Here is a 17,806-nt window from a genome sequence, read left to right as displayed (position 1 = left end):
CATCCCTAAGGATGACTTTTTTATTTTGAGATTTAATTTTTAGTTACGGACTTTTAGCAGTGTTGGTGTAAGTTCATCCCAACGCTGTTTTGCAGCATCCATTGCTTTCATTTTGATGTGCCCATAACCACGAACTTCTGCTGGTAATTTTGCAATTTGTTCAGCAACTGCCAAGTTATGATTGTCTGGTGCTTCAACAAGTGCTTCAACAAATGAGATGTAACGGTCACGCCATGCTTGTTCGTGTTGACGCTCTTCTTGACGTGCAAATGGATCAAGGAAAGTTTCACGAAGCCATTGTAAGCGAGCAAGCATCATCATTGGGAAGCGCATCCAGTAACCAAACGCACGTTTACGAACATTTTTCAGGCCACCAAGTAACGCTGGTGGAGCAAGATGATATGTTAAACGTAAGCCTTTACCGAACTGGGTTTCAATTGATTCTTTGAAGCTCTTACCTGTTAAAAGACGAGCAACTTCATATTCATCTTTATATGCCATGACTCTGTATAGCTGAGTTGCAATCGTACCTGTTAATTCTTCAGGTAGTTTTTTAGCAGCCAGCTCTACAAGCGTACGGTATTTAGCTGCATAAGCTTCATTCCAGTAGTCTGTTAGACGAGCAGAGCGGTCTTCAACAAGTTCAGCCAAAGTTTGCGGAGTTTTAGTTTTTGCCATTGCCGCAACTAAACGTGCAGCTAAAGTTGGATCACTTGCAAGATGACAACCCACACGGAAAGCTTCGAGGTTCTTTTCAACAGCCGTACCATTTAGGCGAATTGCTTTTTCAATGCTTTCACGTAGTAATGGAATACGGCCAGATTGCCATGCCATACCGAGTAATAACTGGTTGGTATAAATTGAATCACCTAAGAGTTGTGTTGCAATGCGAGCGGCTGGCAAAGAAACCAGTTGTCCTTGACGAACACGACCACGAAGACGATCAATTAAATCGCTAATCGGTGCATACCAGTCACGAGATTTAATAAACTCAGAAGTAGGTGTGCTGTCTTCATTCACAATAACCAAAGCATCATCTTTTAAGCGAGAAAGAGCAGCGCTACCACCAGCGACTACAGCATCGGCACCAATCAATAATTCACATTGACCCGCCGGAATTTTGGTAGAAGAAATTTGTTCATCAGTTGCTGCAAGTTGTACGTATGAATAAACTGTACCGCCTTTTTGCGCAAGACCTGCCATATCCATAACACGTGTTGCTTTACCTTCGAGGTGAGCCGCCATACCAAGCAGTGCACCAATAGTCACAACACCTGTACCACCAATACCACCAACCATAATACGACTTGGAACATCATATAACTGAGGGATGACAGGTGAAGTAGGCCAGCCTGCACCAATACCCTCAAATTTAGCAGGACGTTTCATATCACGTGTATGAACAGTCACAAAACTAGGGCAGAACCCTTCGGCACAAGTGAAGTCTTTGTTACAGCTACTTTGGTTAATTTGACGTTTAGTACCTAAAGCAGTCTCTACTGGCTCAATCGATAAGCAGTTTGATTTTTTCGAGCAGTCGCCACAGCCTTCGCAAATATCACTGTTAATGTATAAACGCTCAGCTGGGTCAGGGTAGGCATCACGTTTACGGCGACGGCGTTTTTCACTGGCACAGGTTTGGACATAAATTAAAGCGGTTACACCTGAAACTTCACGAAGCTCGCGTTGAACTGCATCGAGCTCATTACGGTGACGAATTTCTACACCTGGTGCAATGCCGTCTTCTTCATTTAATAGTTTAACTTCATCAGTAACAATAACTTGTTTTTTAATACCTTCAGCAGCGAGCTGACGAGTTAACTGTGCAACGCTCAAATGACCATCTACATGCTGACCACCTGTCATAGCGACTGCATCGTTGTAGAGGATTTTATAGGTAATATTAGTTTTTGCAGCGATGGACTGACGGATTGCTAAGTAACCAGAGTGGAAGTAAGTTCCGTCACCAAGGTTCGCAAAAATATGTTTTTCATTGGTAAATGGTGATGCACCCACCCAACTTACACCTTCACCGCCCATTTGCGAGAATGTTTCGGTACCACGGTCAAGTGAAACTGCAATATAGTGACAACCGATACCGCCTAATGCACGGCTACCTTCAGGAACTACGGTTGAAGAGTTATGTGGGCAACCACTACAGAAATACGGTTTACGTTCAGCAAGATCAATAACACGTTTTGATTCTTGCTCTGCTTTTAGCAGTAAATCGATTCTGCTTTGGATTTGTGTTTTTAAACTTTCTGGAATATCGAGTTTTAAGAAGCGAGCAGCCAGCATTTTTGCAATAGGTTCAGGCTGGTACTCATAGTGTCCAATGAGCGGTGCTTCTTCAATAGAAGTACTCCATTCACCTTTGCCGTCAGTTGCTTTACCAATCACATGTGGACGTTTGCCATCAGGCAGTGAGTACAGCTCATCTTTAATTTGTGTTTCAATAATTGGACGTTTTTCTTCAATAACGATCAGTTCTTGTAAACCTTCGGCAAATTCACGAACGCCTTGAGGTTCTAACGGCCAAATCAGTCCGACCTGATAAACACGTAGCCCAAGCTGTTGGGCAGTTTCATCTTCAATACCTAAAATACGTAGTGCTTCAATGGTATCTAAATAACCTTTACCACTTGCAGCAATACCAATACGGGCATTTTCACAAGGCCATGTAACGGTGTTGATTTTATTCGCGCGGGCATAGGCCAAAACAGCAGGTAAGCGATATTTATAAAGACGTTCTTCTTGCTGAATGCCATGATCTGGCCAACGAATATTGACGCCGCCCTCTGGAAAGTTAACATCTTCTGGTATAACCGGAGTCACTCGGTCTAGGTCAACATGTACAGAAGCAGAAGTTTCTACAATTTCACTGACTAGCTTCATTGAAGACCAAAGGCCTGAAAAACGTGAAACTGCAATGGCGTGAACACCAAAGTCTAAAATTTGTTGAACGGATGTTGGGTAGAAAATTGGAATACCGCAACCAATCATGACATGTTCAGACTGGTGAGGGATTGTAGAAGATTTACATGAGTGGTCATCACCAAATAAAGCAACGACACCACCACGTTCAGAGGTACCAGCTAAGTTAGCATGGCGGAGTACATCGCCTGAACGGTCAACACCCGGGCCTTTACCATACCACCATGAAGACACTCCATCATATTTGCCTTGGCCTGAAAGATTAACTTGTTGGGTACCCCAAATAGCGGTAGCAGCCAAGTCTTCGTTTACACCAGGTTGAAATACGACATTATGGGATTTAAGTAATCCTTGAACTTGCCAAAGGAAACTATCATAGTTACCAACAGGAGAACCGCGATAACCAGAAATAAAACCAGCAGTATGATAACCATTAATCGCGTCACGGCGAGTTTGGGCAAGAGGCAAGCGAACAAGTGCCTGAATGCCGGTCATATATGCTGTACCGTTATCACTTACATATTTATCTTCAAGTGACACATCCTTTGTTGCAATAATATTTGGAGTGACTTTTGTAGCTATATTCATTTATATCTCCTTAGAATTTTTAGTAGCTCGGACTACTTTCTTTTTCAACATCCAGTTGAATATTTGGAGCAAGTGACATACGAAATAAAAAAAGATCGGTTCCTCTTCTTAAAAAGAATTAGTGCCAATGTATGTACATTTAGTCATTGTGGTTGAACTAAACTGGTGCAACAATCCGTAATTTAGGAAAACATATTTACGTTATGCGCAAAAATCTCGATGGTGGACTATTGCATGCAATGCATGCATTCCTGAAAGTGATTGATAGCGGGAGTTTCACAGCAGCAGCTGAGCAGATGGATCTGACCACAGCACAGGTTTCACGTCTTATCAGCGAGCTAGAAACACGCTTAGGTACAAAACTCATACAACGCTCAACGCGCCAGCAGGCACTGACCGATATTGGTGCGACTTATGCAGAGCGCTGTCGCCAAGTCATTTCAATGGTGGATGAAGCAGAATCAGAAGTAACAGGAACGGCATCTAAACCCAAAGGGCGTTTACGCGTATTAAGTATGGGAAGCTTTGGGCATCATTATGTTTTTCCCGTCATGGCCGAGTTTTGTAAGCATTACCCTGAACTAACCGTGGAATATACGACTTCACAGTACGTTCCAGACCTATTGGCAAAAGGGGTGGATGTCAGTCTTTATCTGACTGAATCATTAACAGATTCTCGGTTTGTTGCACGCAGAATTGGGACCATTTTTTCTGTTTTATGTGCATCACCTGCATATTTAGAAAAACATGGTGTGCCGAAGTCCCCAGAAGACTTAAAAAACCATGCCTGTTTACGCTTAGTAAACCCATCTATTACACCAGATTGGCACTTGTTAAATGCAAAGGGTGAGTCTTACCAAATTGATACTGGCGGGCAACTCATTGCAGATAACCCTGAGTTATTATTAGATGTGGTGCAACAAGATATGGGCGTGGCGTTATTGCCGATGTTTTCGGCTTTAGATGCAGTTCAGAATGGAAGATTATGTCATATCTTGCCAGAGTGGCGTTCGCCTGATATAGGAGTTTATACCTTATTGCCTTCACGCCATTTTATTGATGCTAAAACGCGTGCATGGTTAGATTGGGTGGAAGAATATATTTCCCCAAGAATTGAAATGGATGCATCTTATTTTTATAAATAATGAGATAAATTTTTTAAGGACTAAGATAGAAAAGGATGAACAATAATACGGATTTAGAATAAAAATAGGGTAGAAAATGCTTCTGTTGAGAGAGGCATTTAATACAGAGATGAATGATAAATTTTAAAAAAATTACATGAGGGATTTAGTCCCAATTCTTGAACGAAATGAGATAAAGATTAGACGTGATAATCTGGTACTCGGCCTAATATTAAGCCTTATACCAGATGCTGAGCTACTTTAATTGATGACTAGGCACACTTGGTTTGCCAATAAGCATTTGCATAATTCGACAAGCTTTTTCGGTTTAATACATTGCTAATATTTTGGCTGGCTGGCATTAGCTTTTCTAAGTCAATGCCAGTTTCAAAGCCCATGTGTGACAGCAAATAAAATAGATCTTCGGTCGATACATTGCCAGAAGCACCTTTGGCATAAGGGCAACCGCCAAGTCCTGCAAGAGACGAATCAAAAACACGAATGCCTTGTTGTAAAGACTGATAAATATTGGCAATCGCCATGCCATAGGTGTTATGGAAATGCCCAGCCAAAACCTTGCTGTCGAGTTCAGCGAGGCATGCTTGCCAAACCTTTTGAACGCGATCTGGTGTTGCGGTGCCAATGGTTTCACCTAAAGACACTTCATAGCAGCCCATGTCATAGAGCCGTTTAACAACTTTTACCACTTGTTCAGGAGCAATTGCGCCTTCATATGGACAATCGACTATACAAGAGACATAACCACGCACACGGATGTTATGTGCTTTTGCTGCGCTCAGAACATCGCTAAATTTTTCAAAGCTTTCATCGATTGAGCAGTTGATATTTTTACGGGTAAAGCTTTCAGAAGCTGCGGTAAACACCGCAACCTCTTTGCATCCTACCGCTTGAGCAGTTTCAAAACCTTTGATATTGGGAGTGAGCAGGCTAAATTGCACATCGGTTGTTTGGGGTAACAGCTTAAATAGCTCGTCACTTTGAGCCATTTGCGGCACCCATTTTGCCGAAACGCATGAACCCACTTCAATTGATTTTAGGCCCGCATTTATCAAGTCATTAATAAAGTTTAAGCGTTGTTCAACCGTTAAAGCCTGCTTTTCATTTTGGAGGCCATCTCTCGGACCGACCTCCACAATTTTGACAAACTCACTCATGCAACTTCCTCCTGAGCGGGCTGAAATTCTACAAGCTCATCGCCAGCTTTAACCTGATCGCCAACTTGGAAATAGGAGTCCACAATCACGCCATCTTTAGGGGCACGGATGGTGTATTCCATTTTCATCGCTTCAAGCGTCATTAAAATATCGTCTTTCTTCACGCTATGATTTGCACTTACTAGCACTTGTGTGACTACACCCGGCATTGGTGCTTTTAGGTGGCCTTCGTCAGCTTGGCTATCTGCCTGGTTAAAGTCTTGGCGAATATAAGCAAACTTATAGCTTTGTCCATTTTGGAATAAGGTAATGCCTTGCTGACTTTGGTTAAAAGACAGTTTTTGCTTAGTCCCAGCAATTTGAACAGAGGCCGTATGCGCATCAATCAATTGTCCAGAAATCGGGTAGCTTTGACCGTTATATTCTGCGGTGAAGCCATCTTCATTTGAGGCAAATTTGATTTGGATATTTTGGTTTAAATAATTCAGTTTAATGCTGTGCTGATAAGCAATATTTAAACGCCAAAGTGGTTGAGCCTGCCAAAGCTGTTTTTGGCTTGAGCTATTGTTATTAAGTTTACTTAGAAACTCAATAAATGCCGCTGCTACCACAAGTTCAGGTTTGATCTCTTCAGGACTAAACAAGAAGTTTTGTTCACGTTGAATCAGGTTGGTATCAAGCTTGGCTTGTTTAAATGATTCGCTACGAACAATTTTTTCAAGAAAAGCAATATTGTTGCCTAAACCATCGACATGGAATTGGCTTAAAGCATTTTGCATTTGAATAAGCGCAGCTTCACGGTTTTTACCCCATACGATGAGTTTGGCAATCATTGGGTCGTAATAGGTCGTGATTTCATCGCCTTCAACAATACCGCTGTCTACACGTACATATTGGTTTTGAGTTGGGTAACGCAAATAGTCAATTTTACCGATCGCAGGTAAAAAACCTTTTTCAGGTTCTTCGGCGTAAATACGTGCTTCGAGCGCATGCCCGTGAATTTGCAATTCATTTTGTAATTTAGGTAAAGGTTCGCCATAAGCGACACGAAGTTGCCATTCAACCAAGTCTTCACCTGTAATCATTTCAGTGACAGGGTGTTCAACTTGTAGGCGGGTATTCATTTCCATGAAATACGCCGTACCGTCTTGTTCCACAATAAACTCAACCGTACCGGCACCAACGTAATTTACCGCACGTGCAGCATCAATTGCAGCTTGGCGCATTGCATCGAGCTTTTCGCTTGGCATTTGTGGAGCAGGGGCTTCTTCTAACACTTTTTGGTGGCGGCGTTGTACAGAACAGTCGCGTTCAAACAAATGAACATAGTTGCCATGTGTATCGCCAAACACTTGAACTTCAATATGTCTAGGCTGAATCACATAACGCTCAATTAAGACGTCATCATTACCAAAGCTTGATTTTGCTTCACGTTTACAAGAGGCTAAGGCATGCAGAAAATCTTCACTGCGTTCAACCAGACTCATGCCTTTACCACCGCCGCCCGCACTGGCTTTAATTAAAACAGGATAGCCAATTCGGTCTGCCTGTTGTTTTAAAAAGTCGGCATCTTGGTTGGTTCCGTGATAACCCGGTGTTAAAGGGACACCAGCTTTTTCCATTAAAGCTTTCGAGGTCGCTTTTAAGCCCATCGCTAAAATGGCATCCACTGGTGGGCCTATAAAGCAAATGTTGTGTTGTTGGCAAGCGAGTGCAAACTGGTCATTTTCAGAAAGGAAACCGTAGCCTGGGTGAACTGCTTGGCTGCCTGTATCAATCGCTGCTTGAATAATGCGGTCGGCTTGCAAATAACTTTGTGTTGCAGGGGACTGACCAATATAAACCGCTTCATCTGCAAGTTTGACGTGTTGTGCATTTGCGTCTGCATCGGAGTAAACAGCAACCGTTCTAATACCTAATTTTTTAGCTGTGCGAATTACACGGCAGGCAATTTCGCCACGGTTCGCAATTAAAATCTTTTCAAACATGATGATCGTCCTTAATTGTTGTTATTCGAGTTAGAAACCCAAGCAGGCTGTTGTTTATTTAAAAAGGCACTCAGACCTTCTTTTGCCTCGCTACCTTGACGAACTTGAGCAATATGATGTGCTGTCTGTTGCAGCAAGTCATTACTCATGGTCTGGTTGCTCACCATTTGAATGAGTTGTTTTGAAGCCGCTTGAGCGTGCGGGCCACCAAGTAATAGAGCATCAATAATTTCTTGAACTTTTTTATCTAAATCTTCGGCATCTGCTACTTCGTGTGCCAAACCAATGTGTTTAGCTTCACGTGCTGAAATTCGCTCGGCAGTTAAGAAGTAACGAGAGGCTTGTCTTGCACCAATCGCACGAATCACATAAGGACTAATGGTAGATGGAGCAAGTCCTAAACGAACTTCAGAGGTTGCAAACTTGGCATCAGTGCTGGCAATGCAAATATCACATGCCGATGCCAAACCCATGCCACCACCAAAGGCTATGCCATGTACACGAGCAATAGTCGGTTGTTTTAGCGTTGCAAGTGCATCCAACATTTGCGCAAGTTTTAATGCATCTGCTTCATTTTCTGCTGAAGATGCTTGACCTGCCTGTTTCATCCAGTTGAGGTCAGCACCTGCTGAAAAGCTTTTGCCGCGACCTGCTAAAACCACAACGCGAATATCATCACGTGTATTGATTTGTTTAAAGCAGGCATGCAGCTCTTCAATGACTGTCGTATTAAAGGCATTGTGCAATTCAGGGCGGTTCAGCCAAACATAGGCAACCTGACCTTGTTGTTCGAGTTGTAAAAATTGATAGCTCATATACACCTCTTACATGCGGAATACGCCAAATTTGGTTGGCTGGATTGGAGCATTCATCGCAGATGCAAGACTTAAACCGAGTACTTGGCGAGTTTGCGCTGGGTCGATTACACCGTCATCCCAAAGGCGGGCAGATGCATAATATGGATGGCCTTGGCGCTCGTACTGTTCACGAATTGGTTGTTTAAACTCGTCTTCTTGTTGAGCTGACCACTCAGCACCTTTTTGCTCAATCTGATCACGTTTTAAAGTTGACAGCACGCTTGCTGCTTGTTCGCCGCCCATCACTGAAATACGAGAGTTCGGCCAAGTCCATAAAAAGCGTGGTGAATAAGCACGGCCACACATGCCGTAGTTACCCGCACCAAACGAACCACCAATAATCAGGGTAAGTTTTGGTACATTTGCGGTTGCAACTGCCATCACTAATTTGGCGCCGTTTTTTGCAATCCCTTCATTTTCATACTGGCGACCAACCATAAAGCCCGTAATGTTTTGTAGGAATAACAATGGAATATTGCGCTGGGTGCATAACTCAATAAAGTGCGCACCTTTTTGTGCAGACTCTGAAAATAAAATTCCGTTATTGGCAATAATGCCGACTGGCATACCATAGAGTGAAGCGAAACCAGTAATCAGTGTTGAACCAAAGCGTGCTTTGAACTCATCAAAACGAGAGCCATCTACAATGCGGGCAATCACTTCACGTACATCGAAAGGTTTACGCGCATCACTTGGCACCACGCCATAGAGTTCTGATGCATCAAACAATGGTTCATCAACTTGTTTATTTAAGTCATTTGGCTTTTTATTTAGGTTAGCGACAATGTTTCGTGCAATGGCAATCGCATGTTCATCATTTTCAGCTAAATGGTCAGCTACACCCGAAAGCCGTGTATGGACATCACCACCGCCTAAGTCTTCACTGCTCACCACTTCGCCAGTTGCAGCTTTTACCAGAGGAGGGCCACCTAAGAATATTGTACCTTGATTACGGACAATAATCGTTTCATCCGACATGGCAGGTACATAAGCACCACCTGCGGTACAGCTACCCATCACCACAGCAATTTGGGCAATACCTAGGCTCGACATGCGTGCCTGATTATAGAAAATACGCCCAAAGTGATCACGGTCTGGGAAAACCTCATCTTGCATTGGTAAATAAGCACCGCCAGAATCCACTAAATAAATACAAGGCAAGTGATTTTGTTCAGCAATTTCTTGTGCGCGTAAATGCTTTTTAACCGTAAGGGGATAATACGTTCCGCCTTTAACTGTTGCATCGTTGGCAACGATCATGCAAGTGATGCCGTTGACTTGACCAATACCCGCGATCACACCTGCGGCAGGAACATCATCTTCATAAACGTTGTACGCTGCCAATTGACCAATTTCTAAAAATGCCGTGCCGACATCAATGAGTTGATCAATACGTTCACGGGGTAAAAGTTTACCTCGAGCCAAATGTTTCTGACGGGCATTTTCACCACCACCTAAAGCAATACGCTGGGCAACTTGTTTTAGATCTGTGACCAATGTTTGCATGGCTTGCTGGTTTGTTTTGAAGTCTTCACTTCGAACATTAATCTTGCTTTGTAATTGGTTCATAAGATGCGTCCTTATTTATAATTATTATTTGGTTTCATTGAAAAGTTCGCGGCCAATCAGCATGCGGCGAATTTCAGAAGTTCCTGCACCAATTTCATAAAGTTTTGCATCGCGCCATAAACGGCCAGCAGGGAATTCATTGATATAACCGTTGCCGCCTAAAGTTTGAATTGCTTCACCAGCCATCCATGTTGCTTTTTCGGCAGCATATAAAATGGCACTTGCAGCATCTTTACGTAGGCTGCGGTCATGGTCAGCTTTATCACATGCAGCGCCAACAGCATAAACAAGAGCTTTACATGCCAACCAAGTTGAATACATATCGGCAAGTTTGCCTTGCATAAGCTGGAATTCACCTAAAGCTTGGCCAAACTGTTCACGTTGGTGTAAGTATGGAATTACCACATCTAGGCAGGCATCCATAATGCCTAAAGGCCCAGCACTCAAAACTGCACGTTCATAGTCCAAACCACTCATCAGTACTTTTGTGCCGTTACCAACACCACCGAGTACGTTTTCAGCAGGTACTTCTACATTGTCAAAGAACAGCGGGTAAGTGTTAGAGCCACGCATACCGAGTTTGTCTAAATGGTTACCGTGACTAAAGCCTTTCATGCCTTTTTCAATTAAGAAAGCGGTCATGCCTTTCGCGCCAGCTTGTGGATCAGTTTTAGCGTAAACCACCAATACATCTGCATCACCGCCGTTAGTGATCCACATTTTTGAACCGTTTAAAATGAAGTGATCACCTTTTTGCTCTGCACGTAATTTCATGCTGACGACATCAGAACCCGCATTTGGTTCAGACATCGCAAGGGCACCAACATATTCACCGGAAATCAATTTTGGTAAATATTTCTGTTTTTGCTGCTCGTTACCGTTACGGTTAATTTGGTTTACACATAAATTAGAATGAGCACCGTAAGACAAACCAATGGCTGCCGAAGCACGAGAAATTTCTTGCATGGCAATAATATGAGCTAAATAACCCATATTGGCACCGCCATATTCTTCAGAAACCGTCATGCCTAAAAGGCCCATATCTCCGAATTTTTTCCAGAGATGTGCAGGGAATTTGTTGTCTTGATCAACTTGTTGGGCAATTGGTGCAATTTCTTTTGCACAAAATGCGGCTACCGAATCTTGAAGCGCAATTAAAGTTTCATCTAGACCGAAATTCAAGCTGCGTAGGTTCATGATATTTTCATCCTATTGGTTATATTTGTTGTCCATAAAATATTTTGTGGGTATTTGATAAGTAACATACAATGATTTTTTGAAAAAGTGAATACAGATTCATAAAATGATTTACAATTCATTTTATTTGTTAGAGAATAAATTATGAGCTATAAACGATCATCTTTAATGCAAGAGCGGATGGAGCAAAATCGTAAATCGATTTTGAATTCAGCCAGAAAAATAATTTCAGAGGGAGGATTTAAAGACGCGCAAATACAAACAATTGCAGAGCAAGCGGGTGTATCTAGTGGACTGGTTTATCGCTACTTTGATAATAAAAGCCAAGTGCTAATTGAAGTTTTGTCCGAGGCTATTAATACAGAACTATTGGTGATTGATTCGATTACCGAAAGTGAGTTATCGGCAAAGCAGAAATTACACAAGGCGGTGGCAACCTTTGTAAAACGGGCACTGAATAGTCCTCAGCTTGCATATTCACTCATGTTTGAACCCGTCGATTCAACGGTTGAACATGAGCGTTTTCGTGTGAAGCAATTGATTAAACAAAGTATTAAAAAAATACTTGCGGATGGAAATGCAAGTGGTGAGTTTGTCTTGGATGATTTAAACACAGCCGCACTTTGTGTTGTCGGTGCCATGACCTATGTGGTGGTTGAACCCCTAGACCCAGCTCAAAATACAAAGTTTGATCATGCGCACAAAGACTATTTTTCAAAACAGATTGCTGACTTTTGTGTAGATGCTGTGCAGAAGAAATAGGGCATATAAAGGATAAACATTACAAGGTAGGCGGTTTGGAAAAGTAGTTGCAGTAACAACAATTAGATCAGGTAAGAAGAGAATTAGAAGAATCAAGGAGAATGATTCAATGCAACAAGAACGGTTAAGCTACGCCTCGGGACCAAGCACACAGCCCTTATTGGGTATGACTATTGGTGAACAATTTGATCAGGCCTGTCGGCAATATTCTGAAAAGGAAGCAATCGTCAGTTTCCACCAAAACAGACGATTAACCTATAAAGCTTTGCAGGATGAAGTAAACGCTTTTGCGTGTAGCCTTTTAAAATTGGGATTAAAAAAAGGAGATCGATTAGCCATCTGGTCACCTAACTGTGTGGAATGGACGGTAACCCAATTTGCAGCTTTTAAAGCAGGGATTATTTTAGTCAATCTGAATACAGCTTATAAAAGCCATGAACTTGAATATGTGTTGAATAAAGTCTCATGCAAAGGATTGATTATTGCTTCTCAATTCAAAACCACTGATTACCAAGAATTACTCACAAAAATTGCCCCTGAGTTAACCAACAGTTCAGATAAAGTGCTCAGTTCAGCGCGACTGCCACATTTAAAATTTGTCATTAAAATTGATGACCAACAACATACGGGTATTTATCGTTTTAGTGATTTAGTCACTAAACCAACTTCTGAACAGCTAGAACAATTAAAACAATTAGCGAAGCAACATCAGTTTGATGAAACCATTAATATTCAATTTACCTCAGGCACAACAGGTAACCCTAAAGGGACTATGTTGACCCACCATAATATTTTAAATAATGGTTATTTTGTCGGTGAAGGGATACGTTTAACCCCTCAAGATAAAGTCTGTATTTCTGTGCCTTTGTTTCATTGTTTTGGCATGGTGATGGGGAATCTAGCCTGCGTTACACATGGGTCAACCATGGTATATCCATCGGCGGTATTTAATCCTTTAGAAACTTTAAAAGCGATTCATCAAGAACGCTGTACGGCGGCTTATGGCGTGCCTACTATGTTTATTGCCACTTTAGAGCATGAACAGTTTAATGAGTTTGATCTATCGAGTTTAAGAACAGGAATCATGGCAGGTAGCCCTTGTCCACGTGAAATTATGCAGCGTGTCATAGACCGTATGCATATGTCTGAAATCACCATTTGTTATGGCATGACTGAAACCTCACCAGTAAGTGTACAAAGTTCGGTAAATGATTCGATTGATAAACGAGTAAGCACGGTTGGGCATGTTCATCCGCATGTTGAAATTAAAATTGTCGATTTAGAAGGGCAGATTGTTCCGCAAGGGACTTTGGGTGAGCTATGCGTCCGCGGTTATTCCGTGATGGCGGGTTATTGGGGCGAAGAAGAAAAGACCCGTGAAGTGATTGATGCGGCTGGCTGGATGCATACGGGTGATATTGCCGAAATGGACCAAGACGGTTTTATTAAAATTAAAGGTCGTATTAAAGATGTGGTGATTCGTGGTGGGGAAAATCTGTTTCCAAAAGAGATTGAAGACTTTTTATATACCCATCCAGATGTAAGCGATGTTCAAGTGATTGGCTTACCAGATGCGAGATATGGTGAAGAACTTTGTGCTTGTATTATTTTGCATGAACATCATCAAATTGATGAAGACAGTATTCGCCAATTCTGCAAAGAGCACATTTCTCATAATAAAGTACCGCGTTATGTCCGATTCTTTAATGAGTTTCCAATGACTGCTTCAGGCAAAGCGCAAAAGTTTAAATTGCAGGAAATTATGCGAGCTGAACTTAATTTAACTGGAAATGTTTTTGACTAAAGAAGTCGTAAGCCCATTCAAAGTGCAGCAAACTATAAGTTGAAAGGCAGTTTAAATAGAGGATAAGCAAAATGGCAAAAGACTTTAATAACCCAAAAGTAGTCGAAGGATATGACGAACATATTCGTAAATTAATTCCAGGTTATGAAGTGATCCATCAACAGGTGGATGCCATTTTGCAATCAGTGTTGAAACCTAATGCTCATATTTTAATTGTAGGCTGTGGTACGGGTTATGAACTCGAATATTTACTTAAACGACATCCGAACTGGAAATTTACAGCAGTTGATCCATCTTTGACCATGCTGCAAAAAGCTCAGGAACAGGTTGAACTTTTAGATAAATCTTCACAAGTTACCTTTGTACATGGTGAAACTTCGGCTTTGCCTCTGGAAAATTGCTTTGATGCTGCACTTTCTATTCTCGTGGCTCATTTTATTGCAGATGAGATAAAACCTGTTTTTTTTAAAGATATTTATGCTCGCTTAAAGGAAAAAGCGGTTTTACTTACTTACGATTTAATGACGTGTGTAAACCCACAGCAGCTTCAAGCACTACGTTATTTATGCTTGGCTCAAGGTTTAACGGAAGAGCAATGTCAGAAAATGTTAGAGCGTATGGCACAAGACTTTTTTAGCTTAACCACTGAAGGATATATCAAACTTTTGCAAAAGACTGGTTTCGAGAGCGTACAGCCGTATACGCAAATTTTGACTTATCAGGGTTTTATTGCAAAAAAATAATGTCAGTAGAGACAAAGGAATGTTGTCTTAACACCTAAATATTCTCAATGAGGATGAGAATATAAAAAACGAAAAAAATTAGAAGAACTAGCTTTACCTATAACACATTAAAAAGTGGCCTCAATGCTGCTTAAGGGAGGTTTTGTCTAAAAAATATGAGGAAGACTTTCTAGAGGAAGAAAGTCTGATGTTTAAGAGCCTGTTTTAGATAGGTACATAACAAAAAGGATGTCGAGATCTTTAAGTCTAATTAAAGATCAAAAAAGGAAAGTTTTATGATAAATGCTTTAAATACAACGGTTAAAAAAAGCCTATTGGCAGTTTCTGTGACCCTGTTTGTGTCTTCTGCTTTTGCAGGTCAAACAGATTCTGAAATAGAACAACTTCGCCAAGAAGTGAAAGAACTACGGGCTATGCTACAAGCCAACATGCAAGCTCAGAAATCTTTATCGCAACAAAGAGTAGAGCTAGCAACTTCTGCAATGCCCCAAGCTGCTCAGCCTACAAAACAAGTGTTAACTAAGTCTGGTGCAGAATTTAATTTATACGGTTATATACGGGCAGATGCTTCTTATCAAATGAAGGGCGCATCTACCATGTATAACAATATTAGTGGGGTTCCACTCGAAAATACGCCTGAAGAATCTGCTCAAAAAGACCAATTACACAGTACCGTTAATGTGACACGTTTTGGGTTGAATTTTAAAACCCCAACGGCTGTGGGTGATGTGGGTGGGAAACTGGAAATGGACTTCTTTGGGGCTGCTACTCGGGATCAGTTTCGGATACGCCATGCTTATTTAACGTTTGATAAATGGCTCATTGGTCAAACGTGGTCAACATTTATCGCACCTGAATATTATCCGGAAACGATTGATGCAGGCACATTTGTAGGCAGTGCATTATTAAGATCACCGCTCGTCCGTTATAGCGATAACTTAACTGCCAATACGAGTTTTGCAATATCGGTTGAAGACCCGAAATATACTGCAACAACTGACCCTGACAATAAAATGCGCTTACCAGCTTTGGTAGGACGCTTAAATCATAAATTTGCCAATGGTTCGATGTTATCTGCCCGTAGTTTAGTTGCTGAAAAAAGAACTAATAATGATGAGCAAGTCGCATGGGGTGTGGGCTTCGGCGGTAAATATCAAATTACGCCTGATACCTTACTCAAAGCGGATTATTACCATGTCAAAGGAGATGGGCGTTTCCTACTATGGAGTAACAGCGGCTATGCAATAGATGATCAAAACAATATGCATAGCAATGAATTTGATACTGTTTCTTTCGGTATTACCCATCAATTTACGCCACAAATTCGTTCAACATTAGCTTATGGCTATATGAAAGCCAAAGATGATAACCGTTTTGCTGAATTACAACGTAATAGCACCACCCAAAATAAAGAGCTTTGGCAGGGCTGGGTGAATGCACTTTATAACCCATACAAACCAATTACCTTGGGGGTCGAATATGTGTATGGCGAACGAGAAACTTTTGATGGCCGTAACGGGATTGATAACCGCTTCAATATGATGGCGAGTTATGACTTTTAATTTATTCAACAAGACCTTGAATAATCTGTTTTTTCTTTAGGGTACAGTATGTCGTTTTAAAAAATTAAATATGAATTTATCTCACAGAGGAGGTGAGTAAATGACAACATCTAAATTAAATGTAAATGAAGTTATTGATCAGGCCCGATTTACCCCTTTTCACTGGAGCATTTTGCTTTGGTGCTTATTAATTATTGTTTTTGATGGTTATGATCTGGTGATTTATGGCGTTGTACTGCCTTTGCTAATGCAAGAGTGGTCGTTAACAGCTGTACAAGCGGGGATGTTAGCAAGTACGGCACTATGTGGAATGATGTTTGGGGCAATGTTCTTTGGAACATTGGCAGACAAAATAGGCCGTAAAAAAGTAATTTTAATCTGTGTGACTTTTTTTAGTGGTTTCACCTTTTTAGGTGCTTTTGCATCAAGCCCACTTGAGTTTGGGATACTTCGGTTCTTGGCGGGACTAGGCATTGGTGGGGTTATGCCAAATTTAGTTGCACTTACATCAGAATATGCACCTAAACGTATAAGAAGTACGCTGGTGGGGAGTATGTTTAGTGGTTATGCAATTGGGGGAATTCTTTCAGCATTGATCGGTAGCTATTTGGTTGAAAGTCAAGGGTGGCAAATCATGTTTTTAATTGCTGGTATTCCATTATTTTTATTACCTGTAATCTGGAAGTTTTTACCCGAGTCTTTAACCTTTTTAGTTAAAACTGGAAAAACTGAACAGGCACAGCGCATTATTCAAAAAATTTCATCTGAACCAACCCTAACAACACATACGCAATTAGTGCTTAATGAAGATAATGTTCCAACAGGCAGTTCTGTAAAAGGATTATTTCAACAAGGCCGTGCTTTCAATACACTCATGTTCTGGCTCGTGTTCTTCATGTGCTTACTCATGGTGTATGCGTTAAGTAGCTGGTTACCAAAACTCATGCTGGCAGCAGGGTATTCATTGGGCAAAAGTATTTTATTCTTGCTTGCCCTAAATGTTGGTGCAATGATCGGTTCAATTGGCGGTGGTATTTTGTCTGATAAATTCCATCTAAAACCTGTAATTATGGGAATGTTACTAGCAGGAGTTTTAGCATTAATCGGTTTAGGCTTTAAGTCACCAGCCTATGTTTTATATGGTTTGGTGACTGTTGCAGGAGCGGCAACGATTGGTACTTCAATTCTTCTTTATAGTTACGTTGCACAATATTATCCATTAAGTGTGCGTTCTACTGGAATTGGCTGTGCCTCTGGTGTTGGTCGAATTGGGGCAATTGTTGGTCCAATCTTAACGGGCTTGTTATTGGGTTTAGAATTGCCACATAAAATGAATTTTGTGATGATCGCAATTCCTGCAATTTTGGCGCTTTTCGCTGTCATGGTTCTAAGAAGTTATGCAGCTGAAAAACAGCCGATTACACCAAAACTTACCGCCGAGTTAGAGGGTAATTAATCCATATGGATACAGGTAGGGAGCAAATTCCTACCTGCATCTGGCGT

12 protein-coding genes are annotated in these 17,806 nt (G+C 41.4%); 6 read left to right on the top strand and 6 right to left on the bottom strand.

The genetic code is table 11. The annotated features are described in order from the left end of the window. Window positions 1–39: 39 nt before the first annotated feature. Window positions 40–3,522 (bottom strand): indolepyruvate ferredoxin oxidoreductase family protein, encoded by a 3,483-nt coding sequence (locus K6I41_RS11450; protein WP_250374332.1) that lies wholly within the window; start codon window positions 3,520–3,522, stop codon window positions 40–42. 203 nt (window positions 3,523–3,725) lie between these two features. Here K6I41_RS11450 and K6I41_RS11445 point away from each other — a divergent pair, with 203 nt between their 5' ends. After that, window positions 3,726–4,667 (top strand): LysR family transcriptional regulator, encoded by a 942-nt coding sequence (locus K6I41_RS11445; RefSeq protein ID WP_005304208.1) that lies wholly within the window; start codon window positions 3,726–3,728, stop codon window positions 4,665–4,667. 251 nt (window positions 4,668–4,918) lie between these two features. On the opposite strand, the gene K6I41_RS11440 is transcribed toward K6I41_RS11445, so the two are convergent. The 5 genes from K6I41_RS11440 to K6I41_RS11420 are packed head-to-tail and all read right to left on the bottom strand — an operon-like array spanning window position 4,919 to window position 11,432. Further along, entirely contained in the window at window positions 4,919–5,821 is a 903-nt protein-coding gene (locus K6I41_RS11440; RefSeq protein WP_250374331.1) for a hydroxymethylglutaryl-CoA lyase, read from the bottom strand. After that, window positions 5,818–7,809 carry an acetyl/propionyl/methylcrotonyl-CoA carboxylase subunit alpha gene (locus tag K6I41_RS11435; RefSeq protein ID WP_250374330.1) on the bottom strand — a complete coding sequence of 664 codons (1,992 nt, stop codon included), beginning with the start codon at window positions 7,807–7,809 and terminating at the stop codon, window positions 5,818–5,820. The genes K6I41_RS11440 and K6I41_RS11435 overlap by 4 nt, the downstream gene beginning before the upstream one ends. Window positions 7,810–7,820: 11 nt before the next feature. Continuing rightward, the gene (locus tag K6I41_RS11430; protein WP_077165861.1) at window positions 7,821–8,624 is read right to left on the bottom strand and encodes an enoyl-CoA hydratase/isomerase family protein; all 804 of its coding nucleotides are present in this window, start codon (window positions 8,622–8,624) and stop codon (window positions 7,821–7,823) included. A 9-nt stretch (window positions 8,625–8,633) separates the two neighbouring features. Next, the gene (locus tag K6I41_RS11425; protein ID WP_250374329.1) at window positions 8,634–10,235 is read right to left on the bottom strand and encodes a carboxyl transferase domain-containing protein; all 1,602 of its coding nucleotides are present in this window, start codon (window positions 10,233–10,235) and stop codon (window positions 8,634–8,636) included. 24 nt (window positions 10,236–10,259) lie between these two features. Then, on the bottom strand, window positions 10,260–11,432 hold the full coding sequence (locus K6I41_RS11420) for an isovaleryl-CoA dehydrogenase (protein ID WP_039252507.1): 1,173 nt from the start codon (window positions 11,430–11,432) through the stop codon (window positions 10,260–10,262). A 144-nt stretch (window positions 11,433–11,576) separates the two neighbouring features. Here K6I41_RS11420 and K6I41_RS11415 point away from each other — a divergent pair, with 144 nt between their 5' ends. The 5 genes from K6I41_RS11415 to K6I41_RS11395 all read left to right on the top strand — a co-directional run bounded on the left by K6I41_RS11415 (window position 11,577) and on the right by K6I41_RS11395 (window position 17,759). Continuing rightward, the gene (locus K6I41_RS11415; RefSeq protein WP_004793061.1) at window positions 11,577–12,194 is read left to right on the top strand and encodes a TetR/AcrR family transcriptional regulator; all 618 of its coding nucleotides are present in this window, start codon (window positions 11,577–11,579) and stop codon (window positions 12,192–12,194) included. 109 nt (window positions 12,195–12,303) lie between these two features. Further along, window positions 12,304–13,998 (top strand): AMP-binding protein, encoded by a 1,695-nt coding sequence (locus tag K6I41_RS11410; protein WP_250374328.1) that lies wholly within the window; start codon window positions 12,304–12,306, stop codon window positions 13,996–13,998. A gap of 71 nt (window positions 13,999–14,069) precedes the next feature. Continuing rightward, the gene (locus K6I41_RS11405; protein WP_250374327.1) at window positions 14,070–14,741 is read left to right on the top strand and encodes a class I SAM-dependent methyltransferase; all 672 of its coding nucleotides are present in this window, start codon (window positions 14,070–14,072) and stop codon (window positions 14,739–14,741) included. 278 nt (window positions 14,742–15,019) lie between these two features. Then, on the top strand, window positions 15,020–16,303 hold the full coding sequence (locus K6I41_RS11400) for a DcaP family trimeric outer membrane transporter (RefSeq protein WP_192833745.1): 1,284 nt from the start codon (window positions 15,020–15,022) through the stop codon (window positions 16,301–16,303). A gap of 100 nt (window positions 16,304–16,403) precedes the next feature. After that, on the top strand, window positions 16,404–17,759 hold the full coding sequence (locus K6I41_RS11395; RefSeq protein WP_250374326.1) for an MFS transporter: 1,356 nt from the start codon (window positions 16,404–16,406) through the stop codon (window positions 17,757–17,759). Window positions 17,760–17,806 lie beyond the last annotated feature (47 nt).

It is taken from the genome of Acinetobacter sp. AS23 (assembly GCF_023612055.1).
GTDB classification, from domain to species: Bacteria; Pseudomonadota; Gammaproteobacteria; order Pseudomonadales; family Moraxellaceae; genus Acinetobacter; species Acinetobacter oleivorans.
This window is presented reverse-complemented; position numbering and strand designations above follow the sequence as displayed.

Coding starts and splice junctions, on each gene's coding strand:
- K6I41_RS11430 (WP_077165861.1), bottom strand. CDS start 8,624: ATGAGCTATCAATTTTTACAACTCGAACAACAAGGTCAGGTTGCCTAT.
- K6I41_RS11395 (WP_250374326.1), top strand. CDS start 16,404: ATGACAACATCTAAATTAAATGTAAATGAAGTTATTGATCAGGCCCGA.
- K6I41_RS11420 (WP_039252507.1), bottom strand. CDS start 11,432: ATGAACCTACGCAGCTTGAATTTCGGTCTAGATGAAACTTTAATTGCG.
- K6I41_RS11425 (WP_250374329.1), bottom strand. CDS start 10,235: ATGAACCAATTACAAAGCAAGATTAATGTTCGAAGTGAAGACTTCAAA.
- K6I41_RS11450 (WP_250374332.1), bottom strand. CDS start 3,522: ATGAATATAGCTACAAAAGTCACTCCAAATATTATTGCAACAAAGGAT.
- K6I41_RS11440 (WP_250374331.1), bottom strand. CDS start 5,821: ATGAGTGAGTTTGTCAAAATTGTGGAGGTCGGTCCGAGAGATGGCCTC.
- K6I41_RS11445 (WP_005304208.1), top strand. CDS start 3,726: ATGCGCAAAAATCTCGATGGTGGACTATTGCATGCAATGCATGCATTC.
- K6I41_RS11435 (WP_250374330.1), bottom strand. CDS start 7,809: ATGTTTGAAAAGATTTTAATTGCGAACCGTGGCGAAATTGCCTGCCGT.
- K6I41_RS11415 (WP_004793061.1), top strand. CDS start 11,577: ATGAGCTATAAACGATCATCTTTAATGCAAGAGCGGATGGAGCAAAAT.
- K6I41_RS11405 (WP_250374327.1), top strand. CDS start 14,070: ATGGCAAAAGACTTTAATAACCCAAAAGTAGTCGAAGGATATGACGAA.
- K6I41_RS11410 (WP_250374328.1), top strand. CDS start 12,304: ATGCAACAAGAACGGTTAAGCTACGCCTCGGGACCAAGCACACAGCCC.